We start from the raw sequence: 21270 nt of genomic DNA, 5'->3' as shown, positions 1-21270 counted from the left end.
GTGCGACCTCGACGGCCGGACGACTCGGCTGGTTGGCCGGTTGAGCGGCTGTCGGCGCGACTTTGGGCTTATCGTTCGATTTGTCTGGCGTGTCTTGGGCCGTGGAAAAGCTCTTGAAAGACATGAAAGTGATCCTTTTAAATATAGCAACGGACTATGTCGCCACATCTTTATGTCGTGTGTGAAATATTGTTTTCAATCACAGAATATTTTATGAACAAAAAATAATTCTGAAACATAATTCATGAATTAATTTGAAACGTTCGCGGTGGCGCGACGGATTGGCAGAGCTACCCGGAAACAAGCTCCCGTGCCCATCGACGGCAGGAGGTCCAGGGTACCGTTCATGCGTCGCAAGATGGCCCGGGTGATCGCCAGGCCGAGCCCGGCGCCGGTTGCCGTCGGGCGGGCGGCAGTCCAGGCGCGCGAGAATTTGGTGAAGATCCGATCGCGGTCGGCAGGGGCGATGCCGGGTCCGTTGTCTTGGAAATCGACGATGAACCGCCCGTCCAGCACGGAGCTGACGATCCGCAGGCGTGGGGCGTCATCGGTGTTGTGCTTGATGGCGTTGGAGATCAGGTTGATGAACACCTGGGACAACCGATCTCTGTGTGCAAACACCTCGACGTCGTCGGCGCGGTAGTCGACCTCGACGTCCACCTCGGCGCCATCGGCCATTCCCCGGCAGGTCTCGACGGCGCGGCGCAGGATAGCTGACGCGTCGACAGGCTCCAGCATCCAGGTCAGTTCACCACGCTCCAGATGGCTGAGATCCAGGATCTCGTCCAGCAGCCGGGTCAGGCGCAGGGTTTCGGTGTGGATGATGTCCAGGAACCGCATCGACTGATCGGTTGAGAGGTCCTGGTTCGACAGCAGGATCTCGGAGAACGACCGGATCGACGCCATCGGCGTGCGAACCTCGTGGCTTACCTGGCTCAGGAAGTCGTCCTTCTGGGCGTCCAGGGTTTTCAGCCGCTCGTTTGCCTCGCGCAACTGGCCCGCGGTGATCTGCAGCTGCTGGGATTTCTGTTCGAGTTGCTGGCTGTACTCGATCACCTGCTGGGTCTCGTCGACCAACCGCATCAGTTCATCAAGGCTGATGGTCTCGCCCGTGATGACCTGGGAAACCATGACACGGGCCGAGGCGGCGCCGATTCCGCCCGCCAGCTGGCGCTCCAGATGCGCGATGAACTCGGTGTCCGGTTGCGGCAGGTCGTCCCGGCTGCCTTGCCGGCGCGCGAAGTCGTGGAACAGCCGTTGCGCCTGGTCCGTGCCCAGGATGCGCTGCGCCAGGACGTAAAGATCGTCGATCGCGGCCGAGCGGCGGATGAACCGGGACTCGTTGTCGGCGGGATTGCGGAACACATCGATGAACAGGGTGGCCTGCAAGCGTTCCAAGGGTTTCTGATCTCGGAACAACGAGACCAGCACGAACAGCGTGAGATTGAGGCCAAGACTCCAGAACAGCGAGTGGACCAGCGGGTCGACGCCGTCGGTGCCGAAAAGCGCCTGCGGCCGCAGGGCGGCAATCCCCCAGGGACCGTCGTTGATCAGATTGGTCGAAATGAATCCACCTTCGAAACTGGGCAGAAGCAGGGTGTAGCCCCAGACCAGCACGCCGGCCAGCAACCCGGAGAACGCTCCGCTCTTCGACGCCTGATGCCAGTACAACCCGCCGATCAGGCTGGGCAGGAACTGGGCAACCCCGGCGAATGCGATCAGCCCCATGGAAGCGAGCGCGTCCGAGCGGGCGCTCGCCACGAAGTATGCGAAGCCCAGCAACAGGATCACGCCGATGCTGATGCGGCGGCTGACGAGCAGCAGCTTCTTCACGTCGCCGCTGACCCCGGCCGACCGGCGCGGCAGGCGCAGGACGATCGGCATGACGATGTGGTTGGAGACCATGATCGACAGCGCGATGCTGGCCACGATCACCATGGACGTCGCCGACGAAAACCCCCCAATGAACACCAGCAGGGCCAATGCACTCTGGTCGTGCAGCATCGGCAGGGTCAGCACGAACATGTCGGGGTTCGAACCGGCGGGCAGGGTGGCGAGACCGACGATCGCGATCGGCAGGGTGAACAGGCTGATCAGGAACAGATAGAGCGGGAACAGCCAGCCCGCGGTCCGCAGATGCCCCTCGTCGGCGTTCTCCACCACCGTGATCTGGAACTGCCGGGGCAGGCAGACGATCGCGGCGGCCGACAGGAAGGTGAGGGCGACCCAGCGTGTTCCGAAGGTTTCGGGCCCCTGCAGCACTGCCGCGGCGGTTGGCAGCCTGAAGACCTCCGCCACCCCGCCACCGATCGAGAACACCACGTAAAGGCCAACCGCCAGCAGGGCGAACAGCTTGACCAGCGCTTCCAGCGCAATCGCGGCAACCACCCCGTGGTGGTGCTCGTTGGCGTCGATGTTCCGGGTGCCGAACAGGATCGTGAACACCGCCATTCCTGCGGCGATCCAGAACCCGGTGCGCACGTCCAGCTCGCGGGTGGGCATGCCGAGCAGCGATGTATCGGTGGCGTCGGCGATCACCTGGAAGCTGGCAGTCACCGCCTTCAGCTGCAGGGCGATATAGGGAGTTGTGCCGATCACCGCGATCAGGGTGACCAGCACTGCGAGGGAGGTACTCTTGCCGTATCGCGACGAAATCAGATCGCCGATCGAGGAGGTTCGGTGAATGCGGCCGATCCGGACGAGCTTGCGCAGCAGATACCACCAGCCAACGAACACCAGGGTTGGGCCGAGATAGATGGTAGCGAACTCCAGCCCGCTGCGTGCCGCCGACCCGACGGCGCCGTAGAACGTCCAGGACGTGCAGTACACCGAGATCGACAGAGTGTAGACGACCGGCGAACGGACCAGCCCCAGCCATCCTTTGCGGGCGCGGGTGTCGCTGACGAAGGCGACGAGAAACAACAGCGCCACATACACCAGGGCGGTGAACAGGACGACGTTTGCGGAGAGCATCAGTCGGCCTTCTCGTGCCGACCCGCGTCGTCAATGGTTGGAGCAACGATCGGTTCGCGTGTTCCGTCGACCGGCAGATGACGGGACAGTCTCCAGGCGAGACCGATCAACGCCAACCAGATGCCAAAGACATAGACGACGATCAACGGCATACCAAACAATGAGACCGGACGATCAAAGAACGGGATGATCGGCGGCATCAGCAGGATCGCGCCGAACACCGTCACCACCAGAATGGCATCGCGGGTCGAGTGCCGGGACATCTGCGAGCGCCCCGTTCAGCCGCCTGCCAACCGCTTGATACGATCGACGACGTCCTGGTTGGAGAATGGTTTGGTGACGAAGGCGTCGGCACCCAAATCCTCGGCGGTCTTGCGGTCCCGCTCCTGGCCCTTTGCGGTCAGGACCATCACCGGAATACCGGACAGGGCCGGGTCCATCTTGATCAGCTTGAGGATCTCGAAGCCGGTGCGCTTGGGCAGCATGACATCCAGGATCAGGACGTTCGGCCGGTCAGAGCGAAGCCGCTCGAGCACGGCGTCGCCATCGGAGACCGACGATACCTCATACCCTTCGCGGCCGAGGATGAAGCTCAGCGATTCAATCAGATTTGGTTCGTCCTCGGCGATAAGCACCCGTGCCGACACGCCCATCCTCCCCCTTGGGTCCCGGCTGCGGCTTGATCCGCCGCTTGTTGCCGGGGCGGAGTGTAGCGGGGCCACGGGAGTGGCGGAATGTCTTAATTCAGCCTGCCGCAAGTCGACAGTGCCTCGAGAGCCGAACTCTATCGGGAGCGTCGAGACGCCGCGTTGACAGGGCGGTTGGTATCACTGAGCTTGAGACGGTCATGCCGCCTTCCGTGATCCAAGGGTTGATTTGATGAGCGCCCGTGAATCAGGCCTCGGCCTACCTGAGAGAAATGCCGGCGCGATGGCCGACGGGGCTATTCTTGCCCATATGCTGCAGGCGATTGCAGCCACGCCGATCCGCACGGACCCATTCGACCATGCGTATGTCGAGAATGTGTTTCCGGAAGCGTTCTACGGCGAGTTGGATGCGGTGTTCCCGGCGCCTGGAAACGACGCTGCTGCCGTCATGACCCGCACGGCCGACCGTTGGGCCGAACGCGAAGGCTATTCGGAGCGGCGTCTGACGATCGACACCGCATCGTTGCCGGCGGAGCGGCTCAAGGCACTGCCGCCACCGATCCGCCAGGCCCACCGTGTCATGACCCACCCGGCGCTGGCACAGCATCTGATCCAGCACTTCTCCAGCGCCTTGGCGCCGGTGCTGCATGCCCTGCTGGCTCGCGCCGGTGCCGCCGACGGAACGGGCGGTCTCGACGTCCGGCGCAGCTGCGAAATGATCTACGACGCGACTGGGTTTGAACTGCGGCCGCACACCGACGGCAACAAGAAGCTGGTGACGGCCCTGATCTATATCGCCGGTGTCGATGCGCCGGAATCGCTCGGCACGCATCTCTATGGGGTCAGGCCCGGTGTCGAAGCCCCGGAGGCGGTCCTGAGGGGTGGCGCTTATCTTGACTGGGACGACGCCGTCGATCACGGCGCCGTCCCATACCGCCGCAACTGCATGCTGATGTTCCCGCGCACGCCGCGCTCGCTTCATGGCGTCCCGGTGGTTGGAGGCGACTACCCGCGGCGCCTGATCCAGGCGTCATTCCTGCACAGCGGCGTCGTCCGCGAAGTGCCCGAGTCCGGTCCGGCGTAGCCGTGGCGGAGCCGGATGGCGCCGGCGTCGCGGGAGGATGGTCGGCATTCCCGGCTTTGGGCGCTGGTCGGGCAGTCATCCACGAAGGGACCCACCGCCGCCCCCGCAACGCGGCCGCCCGCAGCCAAGACTCCGTCGGTCAGCCCTTCGGGAAAGCCCTCGACTCATAGTCATTTCATTGATACATGAATTGGTGAAATGAAGAACTCGAACGCCATCGCCGCGCTGTCGGCTCTCGCGCATGAGCATCGGCTTCGGCTGTTCCGACTGCTGATGCGACACGGACCGTCGGGCATGGCGGCGGGTGAGATTGCCGAAGCGCTGGGGATCAGCCCGTCGAGCCTGACATTTCATGTCGGATTGCTCGACCGCGCCGGCCTGCTGCGGTCGTGGCGGGTTCACCGCAACGTGTTCTATGCCGTCGATATTGAGGGAATGCGCCAGTTGATGGCGTTCCTGACCGAGGAGTGTTGTGACGGCCATCCGGAGATCTGCGGTGGCCTGGGTGTAGCGGCCAGCGCCTGTGGCGCCAAAGAGGAAGTCGAGGGATGAACGACAACATCCACAATGTGCTGTTCCTGTGTACCGCCAATTCGGCTCGCAGCGTCCTGGGGGAGGCCATCTTCAACCGGCTCGGCGCCGGGCGCTTCCGGGCGTATAGCGCCGGCAGCCACCCGCGGGGGTCGGTTCATCCGTTCGCGATTGAGCTGCTGCGTAACCAGAACCACCCGGTGGACCAGTTGCGGTCGAAGAGTTGGGATGAGTTTGCCGCTGCGGGAGCGCCGGCGATGCACTTCGTGTTCACGGTCTGCGATGACGCAGCGAGCGAGGTTTGCCCGATATGGCCGGGTCAGCCGATTTCCGCCCATTGGGGTGTGCCGGACCCGGCTGGGGTTGACGGCACCGAGGCCGAGCGGCGGTTCGCGTTCGCCGACACCTACCGGATGCTGCACAACCGGATATCAATCTTCGTTAGCCTGCCGATGCAGTCGCTCGACCGCTTGTCGCTGAGCCGTCGCCTCGACGCGATCGGTCGGTCCGCCGACGTGACGAAAGAACAGATCGCCTGAAACACCCCCGCCTGAATCGAAAGACCGTGACATGACCAGTGAGACTTCCGACCGCATCCAGTCGGCCGCCGGCGGAATCGGCTTCTTCGAGAAATGGCTGTCGGTGTGGGTCGCCCTATGCATCGTCGCGGGACTGTTGCTGGGCAATCTCGCTCCCTCGGCGTTCTCCGCGCTTGCCGGCCTGGAGTACGCCTCGGTCAACCTCGTGGTGGCGGTGCTGATCTGGGCGATGGTCTACCCGATGATGGTCAACGTCGATTTCGCCAGTTTGCGGCGGATCGGCGAGCGCCCGAAGGGCCTGGTCATCACCATCGTGGTCAACTGGTTGGTCAAGCCGTTCACCATGGCGGGGCTCGGCGTGCTGTTCTTCGAAGTGCTGTTCGCCGACCTGATCGATCCGGCATCGGCCAGCGAGTACATCGCGGGGCTGATCCTGCTCGGCGCCGCTCCGTGTACGGCGATGGTGTTCGTTTGGTCGCAGATGACCCGGGGCGATGCGACCTACACGCTGGTCCAGGTGTCGGTGAACGACATCATCATGATCTTCGCCTTCGCGCCGATCGTGGCCCTGCTGCTGGGTGTGACCGACATCCAGGTGCCGTGGGAAACGCTGCTGTTGTCGGTCGTGCTGTACGTGCTGATCCCGTTGGCGGCCGGAGCCGTGACGCGCCTGCGGCTGGCGGCCGGCGCCCGTACATCGGCGGAGCGCGACCAACGAGTATCGGCGTTCACCGGAGCGATCAAGCCGGTGTCGGTGGTCGGCCTGCTGGCGACGGTGGTGCTGCTGTTCGGCTTCCAGGGGCAGGTGATCCTGGACCGGCCCGTGCTGATCGCGCTGATCGCCGTGCCGCTGATTCTGCAGTCGTACGGCATCTTCCTGGTTGCCTATGCCGCGGCCTGGGCATGGCGCGTGCCGTTCCCGGTGGCGGCCCCATGCGCGCTGATCGGCACGTCCAACTTCTTCGAGCTGGCGGTCGCCGTGGCGATCAGCCTGTTCGGTCTGCAGTCGGGCGCGGCGCTGACCACCGTGGTGGGCGTGCTGGTCGAGGTGCCGGTGATGCTGTCCCTCGTGGCGTTCGCAAACCGCACGCGCTCGTTCTTTCCATCGTCCTGACGGCAGGGCAGGGTTAGGACGACCAGTTCTCCCTGAATTCGCCGTACAGGGTCAGCCCGCCGCAGGCATAGAGGGTCTGGCCGGTGATGTAGGATGCTTCGTCGGACGCCAGGAAGGCGAAGACCGCTGCGATCTCCTCCGGCGTGCCGGCCCGGCCCATCGGGATGTGCCCCTCGACCGAGGCTCGCAGCGCCGGATCGTGGCGCCAGGTGTCGTTGATCGGCGTCAGGATTGCGCCGGGCGCCACCGCGTTGACGCGGATTCCGCGGTCGGCGAATTCCAGCGCCAAAGTCCGCGTGAGATTGCCGAGGCCCCCCTTGCTCAGCGAATAGCCGATGTAGCCGGGCTTCGGAATGATTTCGTGGGCGCTGGAGCAGTTCACGATCACGCCGCCGCCGGGGCGCGTCAGGAAGTGACGGATGGCGGCCTGGGAACAGACGAGAGCGCCGATCAGGTTGACGTCGAGCACCCGTCGAACATCGGCGACCGGATGGTCCTCGCTGTCGGCCGCGATCTGGATGCCGGCGTTGTTCACCAGGATGTCGATCCGCCCCCAGGCCAGTTCCAGCTCGGCGATCAGTTCCTGGGCCTCGACTTCGTCACCGATATCGGCCTGGGCGATGCGATGATCGATTTCCTTGAAACCGCTGGATTCCGAGGCCCGGCGGACCAGGGCCAACGTCTCCTCCGCCTCGGAGACAGATCGCAGGTAGTTGATCGCGACGGTCGCCCCTTCGGTGGCGAACCGTTCGGCGACCGCCCGGCCGATGCCGGTGGAGGCTCCCGTCACAATAGCATGGCGTCCGGCGAGGCGCGGCGTGGATGGCATGGACTGCTCCGTGGCAACTGGTCTTCACAACAGATGTGCTGCAATGCCAGACCGACAACCGCCATGAACAGCCGATACTCGCCGGACGTCATTTTCAACCGGCCATTTTGGCGTGCTCAGCGAACATCGCCTTCGCACCCTCGGTAATCTGCTCCGGCGTAAGGTCGCGCTGATGCGTTCCCACCGACCATCGGTGACCGAACGGGTCGACGATCTGGCCGTAACGGTCGCCCCAGAACATGTCCATCGCCGGCATCACGACCTTGGCGCCGTGTTCGACCGCCTTGGCGATCGTCGCGTCGGTATCCGGAACGAACAGGTGGACCGTCACCGGCGTGTTGCCGGACCCGTCGGGTGCCATGCTGCAGCCAACGAAATCGTCGGCCAGCATTACCATCGCATCGCCGATCCGCACGCACGCGTGGATCAGTTTGCCGGAATCGTCTGGCCCGGGTACTCGCACGATCTCTTCGGCGCCAAACGCGTTCTTGTAAAAGTCGATTGCCTTCGCGGCACCCTGCACGACCAGATGCGGGGTGACAGTGGTGAAGCCTTCCGGAATGGGTTGGGTTTTGGGCGCCATGCGACTCTCTCCATCAGGTAAGTGGTCTCTGTTGCAACGAACATCATCGTCGTGCTCAACGTTGAAATGTTGATATCAACGTAAATAAATCATGTCAATCTTGACCAGCATGCGTATTGGGCTCGGGCTCGCCGGTTGATACGGTCCGGCTGCAGGCAGAACGGAATTCCGCAGGGAAGGGACGACCGCCATGGCGCAGCCGGTTCAGGGGCAGCCGCTGTTCATCCGAATGCACCCCGACGACAACGTGGCGATCATCGCCAACGACGGCGGTTTGCCGGCGGGCACGTCGTTTCCATGCGGTTTGACGCTGCGTGAACACGTTCCGCAGGGGCACAAGGTTGCGCTGCGCGACGTTGCCGCGGATGCGCCGGTCCTGCGGTACAACGTGGTGATCGGCCACGCGATCGAGGCGATCGCTGCCGGCTCCTGGGTCAACGAACGCACCCTGCGGATGCCGGCCCCGCCCGTACTCACCAACCTGCCGATCGCTACCCGCAAGGCCGAACCTCTGCCGCCGCTGGACGGCTACACCTTTGAGGGCTACCGAAACGCCGACGGAACGGTCGGCAGCCGCAACATCCTGGCGATCACCACGACCGTGCAATGCGTGTCCGGCGTGGTGGAGTTCGCGGTGCGGAGGATCAAGCAGGAACTGCTGCCGCGCTATCCCAACGTCGATGATGTCATCGGGCTGGAGCACACCTACGGCTGCGGTGTCGCGATCGACGCGCCGGACGCCTACATCCCGATCCGAACGCTGCGCAACATCAGCCTGAACCCGAACTTCGGCGGCACGGCCATGGTGGTCAGCCTGGGCTGCGAGAAGCTGCAGCCGGAGAGGTTGATCCCGCCGGGCACGTTCGGCCGATCGGGCGATGGATCGGAACCGGGGTTCGGCCTGGTCACGCTGCAGGACGATCGCCATGTCGGCTTCGATGCGATGATCCGCTCGATCATGGAGATGGCGGAAGGGCACCTGGAGAAGCTGAACCGGCGGCGGCGCGAGACCTGCCCGGCGTCCGACCTGATGGTCGGCGTGCAGTGCGGTGGCAGCGACGCGTTCTCCGGAGTGACCGCGAATCCGGCCGTTGGTTTTGCGACTGACCTGCTGGTCCGGGCCGGGGCGACGGTGATGTTCTCGGAAGTGACCGAGGTCCGCGACGGCATCGACCAGTTGACGGCGCGCGCGACCACTCCCGAAGTGGCCGACGCGATGATCCGCGAGATGCGCTGGTACGATGACTACCTGAGCAAGGGAATGGTCGACCGCAGCGCCAACACCACGCCCGGCAACAAGAAGGGCGGACTGTCCAACATCGTCGAGAAGGCCATGGGGTCGATCATCAAGTCGGGCACCGCCCCGATCTCCGGCGTGGTGTCGCCTGGGGAGAAGACCCGGCAGAAAGGACTGCTTTACGCCGCCACTCCGGCCAGCGACTTCGTCTGCGGTACCCTGCAGGTGGCGGCTGGCATCAATGTGCACGTCTTCACCACCGGCCGCGGCACGCCGTACGGTTTGGCCGAAGTACCGGTGATCAAGGTGGCAACCCGCAGCGACCTGGCGCGGCGCTGGCACGACCTGATGGACGTCGACGCCGGGCGCATCGCCACCGGAGAGGCGACGATCGAGGACGTCGGCTGGGAGTTGTTCCGGTTGATGCTTGACACCGCCAGCGGCCGCCGGAAGACCTGGGCCGAACAGTGGCAGCTCCACAACTCGTTGGCGCTGTTCAATCCGGCCCCGATCACCTGAGACCGTGGCCTGGGTTCAGCAGGCAAGGCCCACGTTGAGAGCTTCGGCGGTTCTCGTCAGGTGCCGGTGACCGAGCCGGGCGTACGCCAGGGGCTCAGCCCTGGCCGGATCCTGCTCGGCCTCAACGATCCACCAGCCGGCATAGCCCGAGCGCGCCACCGGACCTAGCGCCTGCTGGAAGTCCACGCAGCCGTCGCCCGGTACGGTGAACACCCCGGCAATGACGGCATCCAGGAAACTCCAGCGTTCGGCGATCGCCTGCCGCATCACCTCTGGACGCACGTCCTTGGCGTGGACATGGACGATGCGGCGTGCCCAGCGCTCGGCGACGGACGAGGGGACGTCGCCGGCGAAGGTCAGGTGGCCGGTATCATAGAGTAGGCCGACGGTGTCCGGTGTGCCGGTCATCAGGCGGTCGACTTCATGGGCCTTCTCGATCACCGTGCCCATGTGGTGGTGATAGGCGAGGTGGACGCCACGGGCCGCCATGTGCTCGGCGAGCGCGGTGTTCTTCGGCAAATAGTCCCGCCACTCGGCATCGGTCATGACGGGGCGGTTGGCCAGCGGTGTGCCTCGTTGTCCCTGGACGCTGCCACCGACTTCGGCAAATACCATCACCGGGCACGCCATGGCGGACAGCAGGTCGAGATGCGGCTGCACTGCCCGGATCTCGTCCTCGACCGACCGCTCGCGCAACTGCGCTCCGTACCAGCCGGACACCAAGCGCAGTCCATGCGGCTTCAAGGTTGCGGTCAACGCGGCCGGTTCCCGCGGAAACTTGTTGCCCAGTTCGATACCGGAGAAGCCAGCCTGTGCGGCCTGTGCAAGGCATGTCTCAAGCGGCGTATCGCCACCGAGCTCCGGCAGGTCATCGTTGCTCCAGGCGATCGGGTTGGTGCCGAGATGGACGGTCATAGCAGCTCCTGTCGGCGCGTCGGTCAGACCGGTTTGCGGTGCGCACCGGCCCGCTTGTAGTTCTCGTATGCCTGCCGGACCTCGGTCCGCTCCGAGACTTCCGGCACCGCGACATCCCACCAGGCGCCGCCTTCCGAGGTCGAGACCAGGGGGTCGGTATCGATGACGATCGCGTAGGTCCCGGCGGCGGCCCGTGCCCGTTGCAATGCGGCCTCCAGATCGGCGATCCCCGCGACCTTCTCGGCGGCAGCGCCAAGGCTTCGGGCGTGCGCGGCGAAGTCCACGCTCGCGTCGGCGACGCGGTGGTCGACATGGTCGAACAGATTGTTGAACGGCGCGCCGCCACAGGCCTGCTGCAGCCGGTTGATGCAACCGAACCCGCCGTTGTCCAGAACCAAGATCACCAGCTTGCGGCCGAGCATCACCGATGTGGCGATCTCGGAATTCAGCATCAGGTAGGAGCCGTCGCCGACCAGCACGAACACCTCGCCGCCGGACCGTGCCATCCGCACCCCGAGCCCGCCGGCAATCTCATAGCCCATGCAGGAGAAGCCGTACTCCAGGTGGTAGCTGCCCGGCCCCGACGCGCGCCACAATTTGTGCAACTCGCCCGGCAGGCCGCCGGCGGCGCAGACAACGACGTCATCGGCTTGCGTCTGCCGGTTGACCGCGCCAAGGACCTGGGCGTCGGAGGGCAGGTCGGCGTTGCTGGGCGCTGTCACCCGCTCGACCACCGCGTTCCAACCGGCGGCGAGTTTGGCGGCCCGCTCCTGCCAGGCCGCTGGGGCAGCGTGGGTGCCGAGCGCCGCAGTCAGGTCCTCCAGAGTTCGCCGGGCATCGCCGACCAGCGGCGCGGCGTTGTGCTTGCCGGCGTCAAAGGCTGCGACGTTAAGCTGGATCAGCCCCGCTCCGCCCGGCACCAGCGCCCGCGATCCGGTGGTGAAATCCTGAAGTCGCGTGCCCACGGCCAGGACCAGATCGGCAGTACGCGCCAAGGCATTGGCGGCATCAGTGCCGGTGACGCCGATCGCACCGACGTTCAGCGGATGATCCCAGGGCAGCGCGCCCTTGCCCGCCTGGGTCTCGGCCACCGGGATCCGGTGCCGTTCAGCGAAGCTCTGCAAGGCGTCGGCAGCATCGGAGTACAGCACGCCACCACCGGCGACGAGCAGGGGACGCTCGGCATTGCGCAGCAGTTCGACGGCCCGCGCCAACTCGCCGGGGTCGGCCGCCTGCCGCCGCGGATGGTGTAGGGTCTTGGCGAAGAAGGACTCGGGATAGTCATAGGCCTCGGCCTGTACATCTTGGGACAGGCACAGGGTCACCGGCCCGCACTCGGCCGGGTCGGTCAGCACCTGCAACGCGCGGGGCAGCGAGGTCAGCAGTTGCTCCGGCCGGGTGATCCGGTCGAACCAGCGCGACACCGGCCGGAAGCAATCGTTGGCGGTCACCGTCGGGTCACCGAAGTGTTCGACCTGCTGCAGCACCGGGTCGGGCAGGCGGCTGGCGAAGGTGTCACCCGGCAGCAGCAGCACCGGCAGCCGGTTGACGTGCGCCACCGCGGCGGCGGTCACCATGTTGAGGGCGCCGGGGCCGATCGACGTTGTGCAGGCCATCATCCGGCGCCGGTTGCTCGCCTTGGCGAAGGCCACAGCGGCCAGCGTCATCGCCTGCTCGTTGTGCGCCCTGAGGGTCGGCAATTCCTCGCGTGCATGCCACAGGGCCTCGCCCAGGCCGGCGACGTTGCCGTGGCCGAAGATCGCCCACACACCGGCGAACAGCGGCACGCTGGCCCCCTCCAGCGTCGTGTGCTGCGCCGCGAGGTAGCGGACGACCGCCTGCGCAGTTGTCAGTCGCATCACGCTCATCCCGCGCTCCCTGTCGTCGACCGTTCGCCTGTTTGTACTCCCTCAGCCTTGCCAAGGTCATCACGCCAATCGGCTCCGGGATCGACAGGTTTGGTCGGCAAGCGCCACCATTGTTGCCGCTGGGCGTTCCCTGGAGACCATCCGTCACCATTTGAGACAGACATGCTGCGGGTTGCTTCTTACAACATCTGCAAAAGCATCGGGACCGACCTGCGTCGGCGTCCGGATCGCGTGCTCGCCGTGCTCGGCGAACTCGACGCCGACGTGGTGGCCCTCCAGGAGGTCGATCGTCGGTTCGGCGCCCGGGCGTCGGTGCTGTCCCCGGAAAGCATCGTGGCGGAAACCGCCTTCAGGCCGGTGCGCTTCGGTGTTCGACCGGACAGCCTCGGCTGGCACGGCAACGCGCTGCTGATCGGCCAGGATGTTGAACTGCTGTCGCAGCGGCGCCTGGAACTCCCGTCGTTCGAGCCGCGAGGTGCAGTCCTTGCCGACTTGATGGTTCGTGGCAGGGCGGTCCGGGCTCTGGGCATGCATCTTGGACTGCTCGGGCTGTGGCGCCGCCGGCAGGCCCGGGCCGTACTGATGACACTGGAGGCCCTGGAGGAACCGCTGCCCACAGTCATGATGGGTGACCTGAACGAGTGGACGCTGGGCGGAGGGTGTCTGGCGATGTTTGCCAAGCATCACCACGTGGCCGTGCCGGGACCCAGCTTCCACTCCCGGCGACCGGTCGCAACGCTGGACAGGATCATCACCAGCCTCGACCTGCGGATCGACGATGCGGGTGTTCATTCATCGGCGAAGTCCCGCGTTGCTTCCGACCACCTGCCGGTATGGGCCAGCATCACGCCGGCCGGACCGTCGGCGGCTGCACAACGCCAGCGCGTGGCCCGTACACCATGGATGTGATCGAGGACGCTGCGCGGCTTGACAGCCTGTATCGGCGTCACCTGCCGGACGACGGCCGGTCCGGTTTCTCGCTGATCCGAACAGGGCCGGAGGCGCTGTCGACGCTGCTGGGACTGGCCGCGGCCAGTCAACGGACACTGGATGTTCAGTACTACCTCTGGGAGGACGACTGGAGCGGACGTCAGTTGCTGGCGGCGCTGCTGGACGCCGCCGACCGAGGCGTGCGGGTTCGCCTGCTGCTCGACGACATCGGGGCAACCCGCAGTGATCCCGAACTGGCTCGGCTGGGTACGTACCCGAACGTGCAGGTCCGGCTGTACAACCCGTTTCCACGCCGCTTCGGGCTGGTCTTCGGAGTGCTGTTCCACGCCAGACGGGTCAGCCGGCGGATGCACAACAAGGCGTTCGTCGCGGACCGCTGCGCTGCGGTCGTGGGCGGTCGGAACGTCGGCGACCGATACTTCGAACTGCATCCGCAACGAAACTTCCGGGACTTGGATCTGTTCACCGCCGGTCCGGTAGTGGAGCAGGTCGCCGGCTCGTTTGACGCGTTCTGGAACAGCGCATTCAGCCGGTCGATCCACGCGCTCGACCGGGGTCGGTGGCGTCTCGCGGATGTTCGGTCGACGGCACGCCGAGGTTTACGACGCAGAATCCTCCCGGCGGAGAAGTCGGTTCCGGTTTCACATTCGGGATTTGATCCGGCTGATCTGGACGACCAGATCCAGACGCTTTTCGCCGGCCTGATCCTGGCCGACGAGGCGACGGTTCTGGTGGACTCGCCGGACAAGCCGGAAACCGGCGACCCACGATTGCTGAAGGAATTGCTGGCGAGGTTGGAGGGCACCCCGATGCGGGACCTGCTGATCGAGGCCACGTACTTCATTCCGACACGCTATGGGGTCCGACTGCTCAGCCGGCTGGTCCGACAGGGCACGCGGGTGCGGATCCTCACCAACTCCGCAGGGTCGGGGGATGTACCGCTCGCGTATGCGGCGTATCGGCAGTATCGCATTCCGCTGCTGCGCGCCGGTATCCAGTTATACGAACTGCGCGATCGGCCGTTCCGAGTAGCGGGTCGGAACGGTTTGATGGTGAACCTCCACACCAAGGCAGCGGTGATCGATCAACGCGAGGTGTTCGTCGGCTCGCTCAACCTCGACCCGCGTTCGGCAACCTTGAATACCGAGATCGGGCTTCTGGTTCGAAGCCGGACCCTTGCCCTGCAGGTCGCGGCGTTCATCGAAGATGGCATGGCTCCCGAGAGGGCCTATCAGCCGGTTCTTCGGGGCGATGAACTGGTCTGGCGCGCCCGCGATCGCGATGGGATGGCCGAATTGAAGCGTGAACCCGGTACGACGCTGTGGCGGACGTTCCTGGCTTGGATCCTGTACCTGCTGCCGCTGGAGGCTCAGTTGTAGGCGTGCCCTTCAGATGTGCAGCGCGTGCCCCAGGGTCCTTAGTGCGGCTTCCGGGATGGCCTCGCTCAGCGTCGGGTGGGCGTGGATCGTCGCAGCGACGTCCTCAAGACGGCAACCCATCTCGAGCGCCAGGCTGAACGACGACGACAGCTCCGATACGCCGACGCCGACCGCCTGCAGCCCCAGCACCAGATGATTGTCGGCGCGGGCGACGATCCGCACGAAGCCCTCTTCGCTTTCGGTCGTCATGGCGCGGCCGTTGGCCTGGAACGGGAACTGTCCGGTCTTGATCTCGAACCCGGCGCCGCGGGCCTGGTCGGGCGACAGGCCGGCGGTGACGATCTCCGGGTCGGTGAAGCAGACCGCGGGGACCGATACCTTGTCCCAGGCGCGCTTCTCGCCTGCGATGATCTCCGCGACCATCTCCCCTTGGGCCATGGCCCGATGGGCCAGCATCGGCTCGCCGGTGACGTCGCCAACCGCGTAGACGCCGCGCATCGAGGTCCGGCAGTGTTCGTCGATCGCGATGAACCGGCCGTCCATGTCGAGCGCCAATTCCTCGCGGCCCCAGCCCTCGGTCAGCGGGCGCCGTCCGACGGTCACAAGTACCGCGTCGGCGGGGAACCGGGTCTCGCTGCCGTCGGCGGTCTCGACCAGCAGGGCTTCGCCGCCGGCCATGCCGCGCGCCTTTGCGCCGAGATGCACCGCGATGCCCAAGTCGCTCAATCGGTTGGCGACCGGCCGGGTCAGGTCGGCGTCGTACAGCGGCAGGATGCGGTCGGTGGCTTCGACGACCGTGACGTCGGATCCGAGCTTGCGGAATGCGGTTCCCAGTTCCAGGCCGATGTACCCGGCACCGACCACCACCAGCCGTTCCGGTGGCGTGGTCAGAGCGAGGGCTTCGGTCGAGGAGATCACGCGGCCGCCGAACGGCAGCGACGGGAGCGTCACCGGCTCTGACCCGGTGGCGATGATCACGTGCTCGGCGCGGATCACCTGCGGGCCGGTCGCCGTCGTAACCTCGACGGTCTTGCCGTCACGGAACGTGGCCCAACCCTCCACGGTCTTGACCCTGGCCTTCTTCAACAGTCCGGCGACCCCGTTGGTCAGGCGGTTCACGATGCCGTCCTTCCAGTCTCGGCAGGCGCCGAGGTCGAAGCTCGGCGACTCCAGCCGGATGCCAGGTGTGCGCCTGCCCTCGGCCATCTCGCGGACTTTCAGGAATTCGTCGGCGGCGTGAATCAGTGCCTTGGAGGGGATGCAGCCGACGTTCAGGCAGGTGCCGCCCGGCTTCTTCGCCTCGACGATGACGGTGTCCAGGCCGAGTTGGCCGGCCCGGATCGCGGCCACGTAGCCGCCCGGCCCCGCGCCGACCACCAGCACCGTGCAGGAGATGTCCTTCATGGCGATGCCCTCAGATGAAGATCATGGCGGGTGCCTCGAGCAGGCTCTTGATGCGCTGGACGAACACGGCAGCGTCCCAGCCGTCGATCACCCGGTGGTCGAAGCTGGATGACAGGTTCATCATCTTGCGCGGCACGAACTGGCTGCCGTCCCATACCGGCCGCACCTGGATCTTGTTGACCCCGACGATCGCCACTTCCGGATGGTTGATCACGGGGGTCGTCACCAGGCCGCCCATGGCACCGAGCGAGGTGATGGTGATGGTCGATCCGGACAGGTCGTCCCGACTGGCGGTCCCGGCTTTGGCGACCTCGGCCAGACGGTTCATCTCGCTTCCGCAGTTCCAGATGTCGCGGGCCTCGGCGTGCTTGACGACCGGAACCACCAGGCCGTTCGGGGTCTGCGCCGCGATACCGATGTGTACGCCGCCGTGCTGGTGGATGACGCCGGCCTCGTCGTCGTAGTGCGCGTTCATCGCCGGTTGCTCGGCAATCGCCTTGACCATCGCCCGCATCAGGAACGGCAGCAGGGTCAGCTTCGGCTGGGACTCCTGCTTCTGCCGGTTGAGCTGGGCGCGCAGATCCTCCAGGGCGGTGACATCGACCTCGTCGACGTAGGTGATGTGGGCGATCCGGCTCTTGGACAGCGCCATCTTCTCGGCGATCTTGCGACGCAGACCGACGACCTTGACGTCGTTGACCGAGGTATCGGCGCGCAGCGCGGTGCCGGCTGAAGCCAGCGGACCGGCCTCGATGAACGCCTCGAGATCCTCGTGGGTGATGCGGCCGGCGGGACCCGATCCGCGGACCTGACGCAGGTCGATCCCGGCTTCGCGAGCGCGTTTGCGCACAGCCGGGGAAGCGGTGGGCTTCTCGCCCTCGCGGCGCGGCATGCCGGTTTGAGGTTGCGCGCCTGACGCTGGAGATCTCTTGGGCTTGGGAGCCGAGGCGGGTTCGGGCTTGGACGGTGCAGGCGCCGGGGCGTCCGGCTCGGCGGGCAAACCCTCGTCCGAGGGAACCGGCGCATCACCGGCAGTCTCAATCTTCACCAGCGGCGATCCGACCGCGAGTGTCTCTCCGACCTCGGCCCCCAGCCAGGAAACCGTTCCTGCCACCGGCGACGGAATCTCCACGGCCGCCTTGTCGGTCATCACGCTGGCGAGGACGGCATCCTCCTGGACGATGTCGCCGACCTTGACGTTCCACTCGACGACCTCGGCCTCGGCAACGCCTTCGCCGACGTCGGGCAGCTTGATGACATGCTCGGCCATCTCAGCCCTCCATCGCTTCGATAAGCGCTTCGCCGATGCGTTTCGGGCCGGGGAAGTAATCCCATTCCTGGGCGTGCGGGTAGGGGGTGTCCCAACCGGCCACCCGGGCGATCGGCTTCTCCAGCGAATAGAAGCAATGCTCCTGGACCAGCGCGCAGAGTTCAGCACCGAATCCGGACGTCAGGGTCGCCTCGTGAACGACCACGCATCGCCCGGTCCTGGTCACCGACGCGATGATGGTGTCCAGGTCCAACGGCAGCAGGGTGCGCAGGTCGATCACCTCGGCGTCGATCCCGGTCTCCTCGGCCGCCGCTTCCGCGACGTGGACCATCGTGCCGTAGGCCAGCACGGTGACGGCCTTGCCGGGGCGGCGGACCACCGCCTTGCCGAGGGGCACCGTATAGTGGCCCTCCGGTACGTCGCCCAGAGGATGCTTTGCCCACGGTGTGACCGGCCGGTCGTGGTGGCCGTCGAATGGGCCATTGTACAACCGTTTCGGCTCCAGGAAGATCACCGGGTCGTCGTCCTCGATCGCGGCGATCAGCAGGCCTTTGGCGTCATAGGGGTTGGACGGCACCACGGTCTTCAGTCCGGAGACGTGGGTGAACAGAGCTTCCGGGCTCTGGCTATGGGTCTGCCCGCCATGGATGCCGCCGCCGGTCGGCATGCGGATGGTCAGGGGGGCCGTGAAATCGCCGTTGGACCGGTAACGCAGCCGGGCGGCCTCGGAGACGATCTGGTCGTAGCCGGGGTAGACATAGTCGGCGAACTGAATCTCCACGCACGGCCGCAGCCCGTAGGCGGCCATCCCGATGGCGGCGCCGACGATGCCGGATTCGTTGATCGGAGCATCAAAGCAGCGCGACCGTCCGAACTTCTGCTGCAGGCCCTGGGTGCAGCGGAACACGCCGCCGAAGTAGCCGACGTCCTCGCCGAACACCACCACGTTGGGGTCCTTGGTCATGGTGACGTGCATGGCGTCGCGGATGGCCTCGATCATCGTCATGCGCGGCATGGATCAGACCCCCGCCTGCTGCCGCTGCCGCCGCAGATGCGGGGGCATCTCCTTGTAGACGCCCTCGAACATATCGCGCACCGATGGCTTGCCGCCGGAATGCAGGGTGCCGTGCTTCTCGGCTTCCCTCTGGGCAGCGAGGACCTCGGCTTCGACCTCGGCGGCGAACTGGGCGTGGCGGTCGTCTGACCACGCGCCCTTGCCGATCAGATAATTCTTCAGCCGCTCGATCGGGTCGCCGAGCGGCCAGGCATCCGACTCTTCCTTGGGCCGGTATGCGGACGGATCGTCGGAGGTCGAATGGGCGGCAACCCGATAGGTGACGTACTCGACCACCGTGGGCCCGAGGTTGCGTCGCGCCCGCTCGATCGCCCATTGGGCGACCGCGTAGACCGCCAGGTAGTCGTTGCCGTCGACCCGCAGCGACGGAATGCCGAAGCCGTGACCGCGAGCCGCGAAGGTGCCGGAGCCGCCGCGTGCGATCCCCTGGAAGGTGGAGATGGCCCACTGGTTGTTGACAATGTTCAGGACCACCGGTGCCTTGTAGGTCGAGGCGAACACCAGGGCGGCGTGGAAATCCGATTCCGCGGTGGAGCCGTCCCCGATCCAGCCTGCTGCGATCTTGGTGTCGCCCTTGATCGCCGACGCCATCGCCCAGCCTACCGCCTGGATGTACTGGGTTCCCAGGTTGCCGGAGATCGAGAAGAAGCCGTGCTCCTTTGACGAGTACATGACAGGCAGTTGGCGGCCGTGTAGGGGATCCCGCTCGTTGGAGAAGATCTGGCACATCATGTCGACCAGCGGATAGCCGTCGGCGACCAGAAGGCCCTGCTGGCGGTAGGTCGGAAAGTTCATGTCGCCGGGCGACAGGGCGTGTTGGAAGGCGCAGGAGATTGCCTCTTCGCCCAGGCACTGCATGTAGAACGAGGTCTTGCCCTGGCGCTGCGCCATCAGCATGCGGGCATCGAAGGCCCGCACCTTAATCATGTCGCGCAGGCCCTGCAGGGCCTGCTCGTCGCTCAGCGCGCCGGCCCACGGTCCAACCGCTTCGCCGTCCCGGTTCAACACCCGGATGATAGTGTAGCCGAGGTCGCGGAAGTCCGCCGGCGACGCATCGACCTCCGGGCGCCGCACACTGCCGGCCCGCGGAATGTTCACCCCGCTGAAATCCGGCTTTCCGCCGGGACGGACTTCCGGCTCCGGAACCTGCAGGCTGAGAGGGCTGCTGTCGCTCATGGGCGTGCGTCCTTTTTTCGCCGACCGGTGCGAGCGTGTCGTTTGCGGTCGGGTCGCGCTGAACACGCCCTAACATAGCTTCTTGTCGAATGCCGTCGAGATGCCGTCAGGTCAATTCGCGGCCGTCGATGCGATCCGGCGCTTGATTCTCCGGAGGATCCGGCCAGCTATTGGACATGACCTACGACGAGTTCTGGCCCCGGTACCTGCGACAGCATCGGCATGCCGTGACGCGGCGGGTGCATGTGGCAGGTACGACCGCCGGTGTCGCGTTGCTGCTGGCAGCGGTCGTGACCCTCGACTGGCGGCTGCTCGTCGCCGCCTTGGTGGTTGGCTATGGCGGCGCGTGGCTCAGCCACGCGTTCGTCGAGAAGAACCGCCCCGAGACCTTCTCCCACCCTTTCTGGTCTCTCGCCAGCGATCTGCGGATGACGATTCTGTATCTGACAGGTCGACTGCAGGCCGAACTCGAACGACACGGCATCCGCTGAGCCATCGCCAGGTCAGCGGCTTGCCGCCGCCGTTCGACCGCCGTTGCGCAGCTTGTGCCCGGCAGGTTGGTGTGGAAGGGGTCCGAGCGCCTCGAGGGAATCGTCCCCGATCTCGCGGCGTAGCGCGCAGCGGCCGCGGTGCAGACGCGACATGACCGTTCCGATCGGAATACCGAGCTGCTCGGCGGCGTCCTGGTAGGACAAGCCATCGACGGCGACCATATGAACCACCCGCCGTTGACTGGTCGGAAGGCGATCAAGCGCTTCGCCCAGTTCGCGCAACAGGAGTTCGGACGGTTGCGGGGCGGGAACGCCGAGTTGGTGTTCGACATCGTCGAGCAGGACGGTAGGACCGCGCCGGGCCTGACGGCCGACGTGGTCGGCCCGGACATTGCGCAGGATGCGGTAAAGATAGGCCTGCCAGTTCCGGATCGCTCCGCCGTCTTTCACATAGCTGAGGGCGCGGACGAGGGAGTCCTGCACCATGTCATCGGCGTCCGCCCGGTTTGCCGTGAGGTATGCGGCTTGCCGGGTCAGTTCGCGGATCTGTGTCGTGGGGTCTTCGATCAGGTCGGTCACGCTCGCATCTCCGGCTGGTTGGGAACATCCCGCCCGTTAACCAAACACATACGCGAGTTGCCGTGACTTCCGAGAAACGCTTCTGTGTCAACGCTGTGGAGTGATG

General features: G+C 65.6%; 20 protein-coding genes. 8 read left to right on the top strand and 12 right to left on the bottom strand.

Annotated features, from left to right (window positions below):
• Positions 1-249: 249 nt before the first annotated feature.
• Genes RIC54_RS02415 through RIC54_RS02405 form a run of 3 tightly spaced genes read right to left on the bottom strand, consistent with a single transcriptional unit; the run spans position 250 to position 3620 of the window.
• On the bottom strand, positions 250-2973 hold the full coding sequence (locus RIC54_RS02415; protein ID WP_350095644.1) for an ATP-binding protein: 2724 nt from the start codon (positions 2971-2973) through the stop codon (positions 250-252).
• The gene (locus tag RIC54_RS02410) at positions 2973-3236 is read right to left on the bottom strand and encodes a hypothetical protein (RefSeq protein WP_350150477.1); all 264 of its coding nucleotides are present in this window, start codon (positions 3234-3236) and stop codon (positions 2973-2975) included. The genes RIC54_RS02415 and RIC54_RS02410 overlap by 1 nt, the downstream gene beginning before the upstream one ends.
• 15 nt (positions 3237-3251) lie before the next feature.
• A complete protein-coding gene (locus RIC54_RS02405; RefSeq protein WP_502989700.1) occupies positions 3252-3620 on the bottom strand; it encodes a response regulator transcription factor in 369 nt (122 codons plus the stop codon).
• A 232-nt stretch (positions 3621-3852) separates the two neighbouring features.
• Here RIC54_RS02405 and RIC54_RS02400 point away from each other — a divergent pair, with 232 nt between their 5' ends.
• From RIC54_RS02400 to arsB, 4 genes are all read left to right on the top strand, one after another.
• On the top strand, positions 3853-4704 hold the full coding sequence (locus RIC54_RS02400) for a hypothetical protein (protein WP_350095638.1): 852 nt from the start codon (positions 3853-3855) through the stop codon (positions 4702-4704).
• Positions 4705-4902: 198 nt separating this feature from the next.
• Complete coding sequence (locus RIC54_RS02395; RefSeq protein WP_350095636.1) at positions 4903-5256, top strand: ArsR/SmtB family transcription factor; 354 nt, start codon at positions 4903-4905, stop codon at positions 5254-5256.
• Entirely contained in the window at positions 5253-5774 is a 522-nt protein-coding gene (locus RIC54_RS02390; protein ID WP_350095634.1) for an arsenate reductase ArsC, read from the top strand. The genes RIC54_RS02395 and RIC54_RS02390 overlap by 4 nt, the downstream gene beginning before the upstream one ends.
• Before the next feature lie 31 nt (positions 5775-5805).
• The gene (gene arsB, locus RIC54_RS02385) at positions 5806-6888 is read left to right on the top strand and encodes an ACR3 family arsenite efflux transporter (protein ID WP_350095632.1); all 1083 of its coding nucleotides are present in this window, start codon (positions 5806-5808) and stop codon (positions 6886-6888) included.
• Positions 6889-6901: 13 nt separating this feature from the next.
• On the opposite strand, the gene RIC54_RS02380 is transcribed toward arsB, so the two are convergent.
• The gene (locus RIC54_RS02380; RefSeq protein WP_350095630.1) at positions 6902-7717 is read right to left on the bottom strand and encodes an SDR family oxidoreductase; all 816 of its coding nucleotides are present in this window, start codon (positions 7715-7717) and stop codon (positions 6902-6904) included.
• Positions 7718-7811: 94 nt separating this feature from the next.
• Complete coding sequence (locus tag RIC54_RS02375; RefSeq protein WP_350095628.1) at positions 7812-8300, bottom strand: VOC family protein; 489 nt, start codon at positions 8298-8300, stop codon at positions 7812-7814.
• Between the two features lie 190 nt (positions 8301-8490).
• On the opposite strand from RIC54_RS02375, the gene garD reads away from it, so the two are divergent.
• On the top strand, positions 8491-10056 hold the full coding sequence (gene garD, locus RIC54_RS02370) for a galactarate dehydratase (RefSeq protein ID WP_350095626.1): 1566 nt from the start codon (positions 8491-8493) through the stop codon (positions 10054-10056).
• 15 nt (positions 10057-10071) lie between these two features.
• On the opposite strand, the gene iolE is transcribed toward garD, so the two are convergent.
• Positions 10072-10971 (bottom strand): myo-inosose-2 dehydratase, encoded by a 900-nt coding sequence (iolE, locus tag RIC54_RS02365; RefSeq protein WP_350150475.1) that lies wholly within the window; start codon positions 10969-10971, stop codon positions 10072-10074.
• A 23-nt stretch (positions 10972-10994) separates the two neighbouring features.
• The gene (iolD, locus tag RIC54_RS02360) at positions 10995-12830 is read right to left on the bottom strand and encodes a 3D-(3,5/4)-trihydroxycyclohexane-1,2-dione acylhydrolase (decyclizing) (protein ID WP_350095622.1); all 1836 of its coding nucleotides are present in this window, start codon (positions 12828-12830) and stop codon (positions 10995-10997) included.
• A 171-nt stretch (positions 12831-13001) separates the two neighbouring features.
• Between iolD and RIC54_RS02355 the strand changes: the two genes are divergently transcribed.
• Together RIC54_RS02355 and RIC54_RS02350 are read left to right on the top strand one after the other, a co-directional pair.
• Positions 13002-13748, top strand: a complete 747-nt coding sequence (locus tag RIC54_RS02355; protein ID WP_350095620.1) for an endonuclease/exonuclease/phosphatase family protein — start codon at positions 13002-13004, stop codon at positions 13746-13748.
• The gene (locus RIC54_RS02350; protein ID WP_350095618.1) at positions 13739-15169 is read left to right on the top strand and encodes a phospholipase D family protein; all 1431 of its coding nucleotides are present in this window, start codon (positions 13739-13741) and stop codon (positions 15167-15169) included. Before RIC54_RS02355 ends, RIC54_RS02350 begins: the two co-directional genes overlap by 10 nt.
• A gap of 9 nt (positions 15170-15178) precedes the next feature.
• On the opposite strand, the gene lpdA is transcribed toward RIC54_RS02350, so the two are convergent.
• The 4 genes from lpdA to RIC54_RS02330 are packed head-to-tail and all read right to left on the bottom strand — an operon-like array spanning position 15179 to position 20094.
• Positions 15179-16573: a dihydrolipoyl dehydrogenase gene (gene lpdA / locus RIC54_RS02345; protein WP_350095616.1), complete on the bottom strand. Its 1395-nt coding sequence runs from the start codon at positions 16571-16573 to the stop codon at positions 15179-15181.
• Positions 16574-16583: 10 nt separating this feature from the next.
• The gene (locus tag RIC54_RS02340; protein ID WP_350095614.1) at positions 16584-17843 is read right to left on the bottom strand and encodes a dihydrolipoamide acetyltransferase family protein; all 1260 of its coding nucleotides are present in this window, start codon (positions 17841-17843) and stop codon (positions 16584-16586) included.
• Between the two features lies 1 nt (position 17844).
• Positions 17845-18858 (bottom strand): alpha-ketoacid dehydrogenase subunit beta, encoded by a 1014-nt coding sequence (locus RIC54_RS02335; RefSeq protein ID WP_350095612.1) that lies wholly within the window; start codon positions 18856-18858, stop codon positions 17845-17847.
• Between the two features lie 3 nt (positions 18859-18861).
• Positions 18862-20094 carry a 3-methyl-2-oxobutanoate dehydrogenase (2-methylpropanoyl-transferring) subunit alpha gene (locus tag RIC54_RS02330; protein WP_350095610.1) on the bottom strand — a complete coding sequence of 411 codons (1233 nt, stop codon included), beginning with the start codon at positions 20092-20094 and terminating at the stop codon, positions 18862-18864.
• Between the two features lie 176 nt (positions 20095-20270).
• Between RIC54_RS02330 and RIC54_RS02325 the strand changes: the two genes are divergently transcribed.
• Positions 20271-20585, top strand: coding sequence for an Mpo1-like protein (locus RIC54_RS02325; RefSeq protein ID WP_350095738.1), 315 nt, complete (start codon positions 20271-20273; stop codon positions 20583-20585).
• A gap of 12 nt (positions 20586-20597) precedes the next feature.
• Here RIC54_RS02325 and RIC54_RS02320 read toward each other — a convergent pair whose 3' ends face one another.
• Positions 20598-21164 (bottom strand): RNA polymerase sigma factor, encoded by a 567-nt coding sequence (locus RIC54_RS02320; protein WP_350095608.1) that lies wholly within the window; start codon positions 21162-21164, stop codon positions 20598-20600.
• Positions 21165-21270 lie beyond the last annotated feature (106 nt).

The sequence above is a fragment of the Thalassobaculum sp. genome, assembly GCF_040219215.1.
Taxonomy (GTDB): domain Bacteria; phylum Pseudomonadota; class Alphaproteobacteria; order Thalassobaculales; family Thalassobaculaceae; genus Thalassobaculum_A.
The sequence above is the reverse complement of the archived record's forward strand: the minus strand, read 5'-3'. Positions and strand labels throughout refer to the sequence as shown.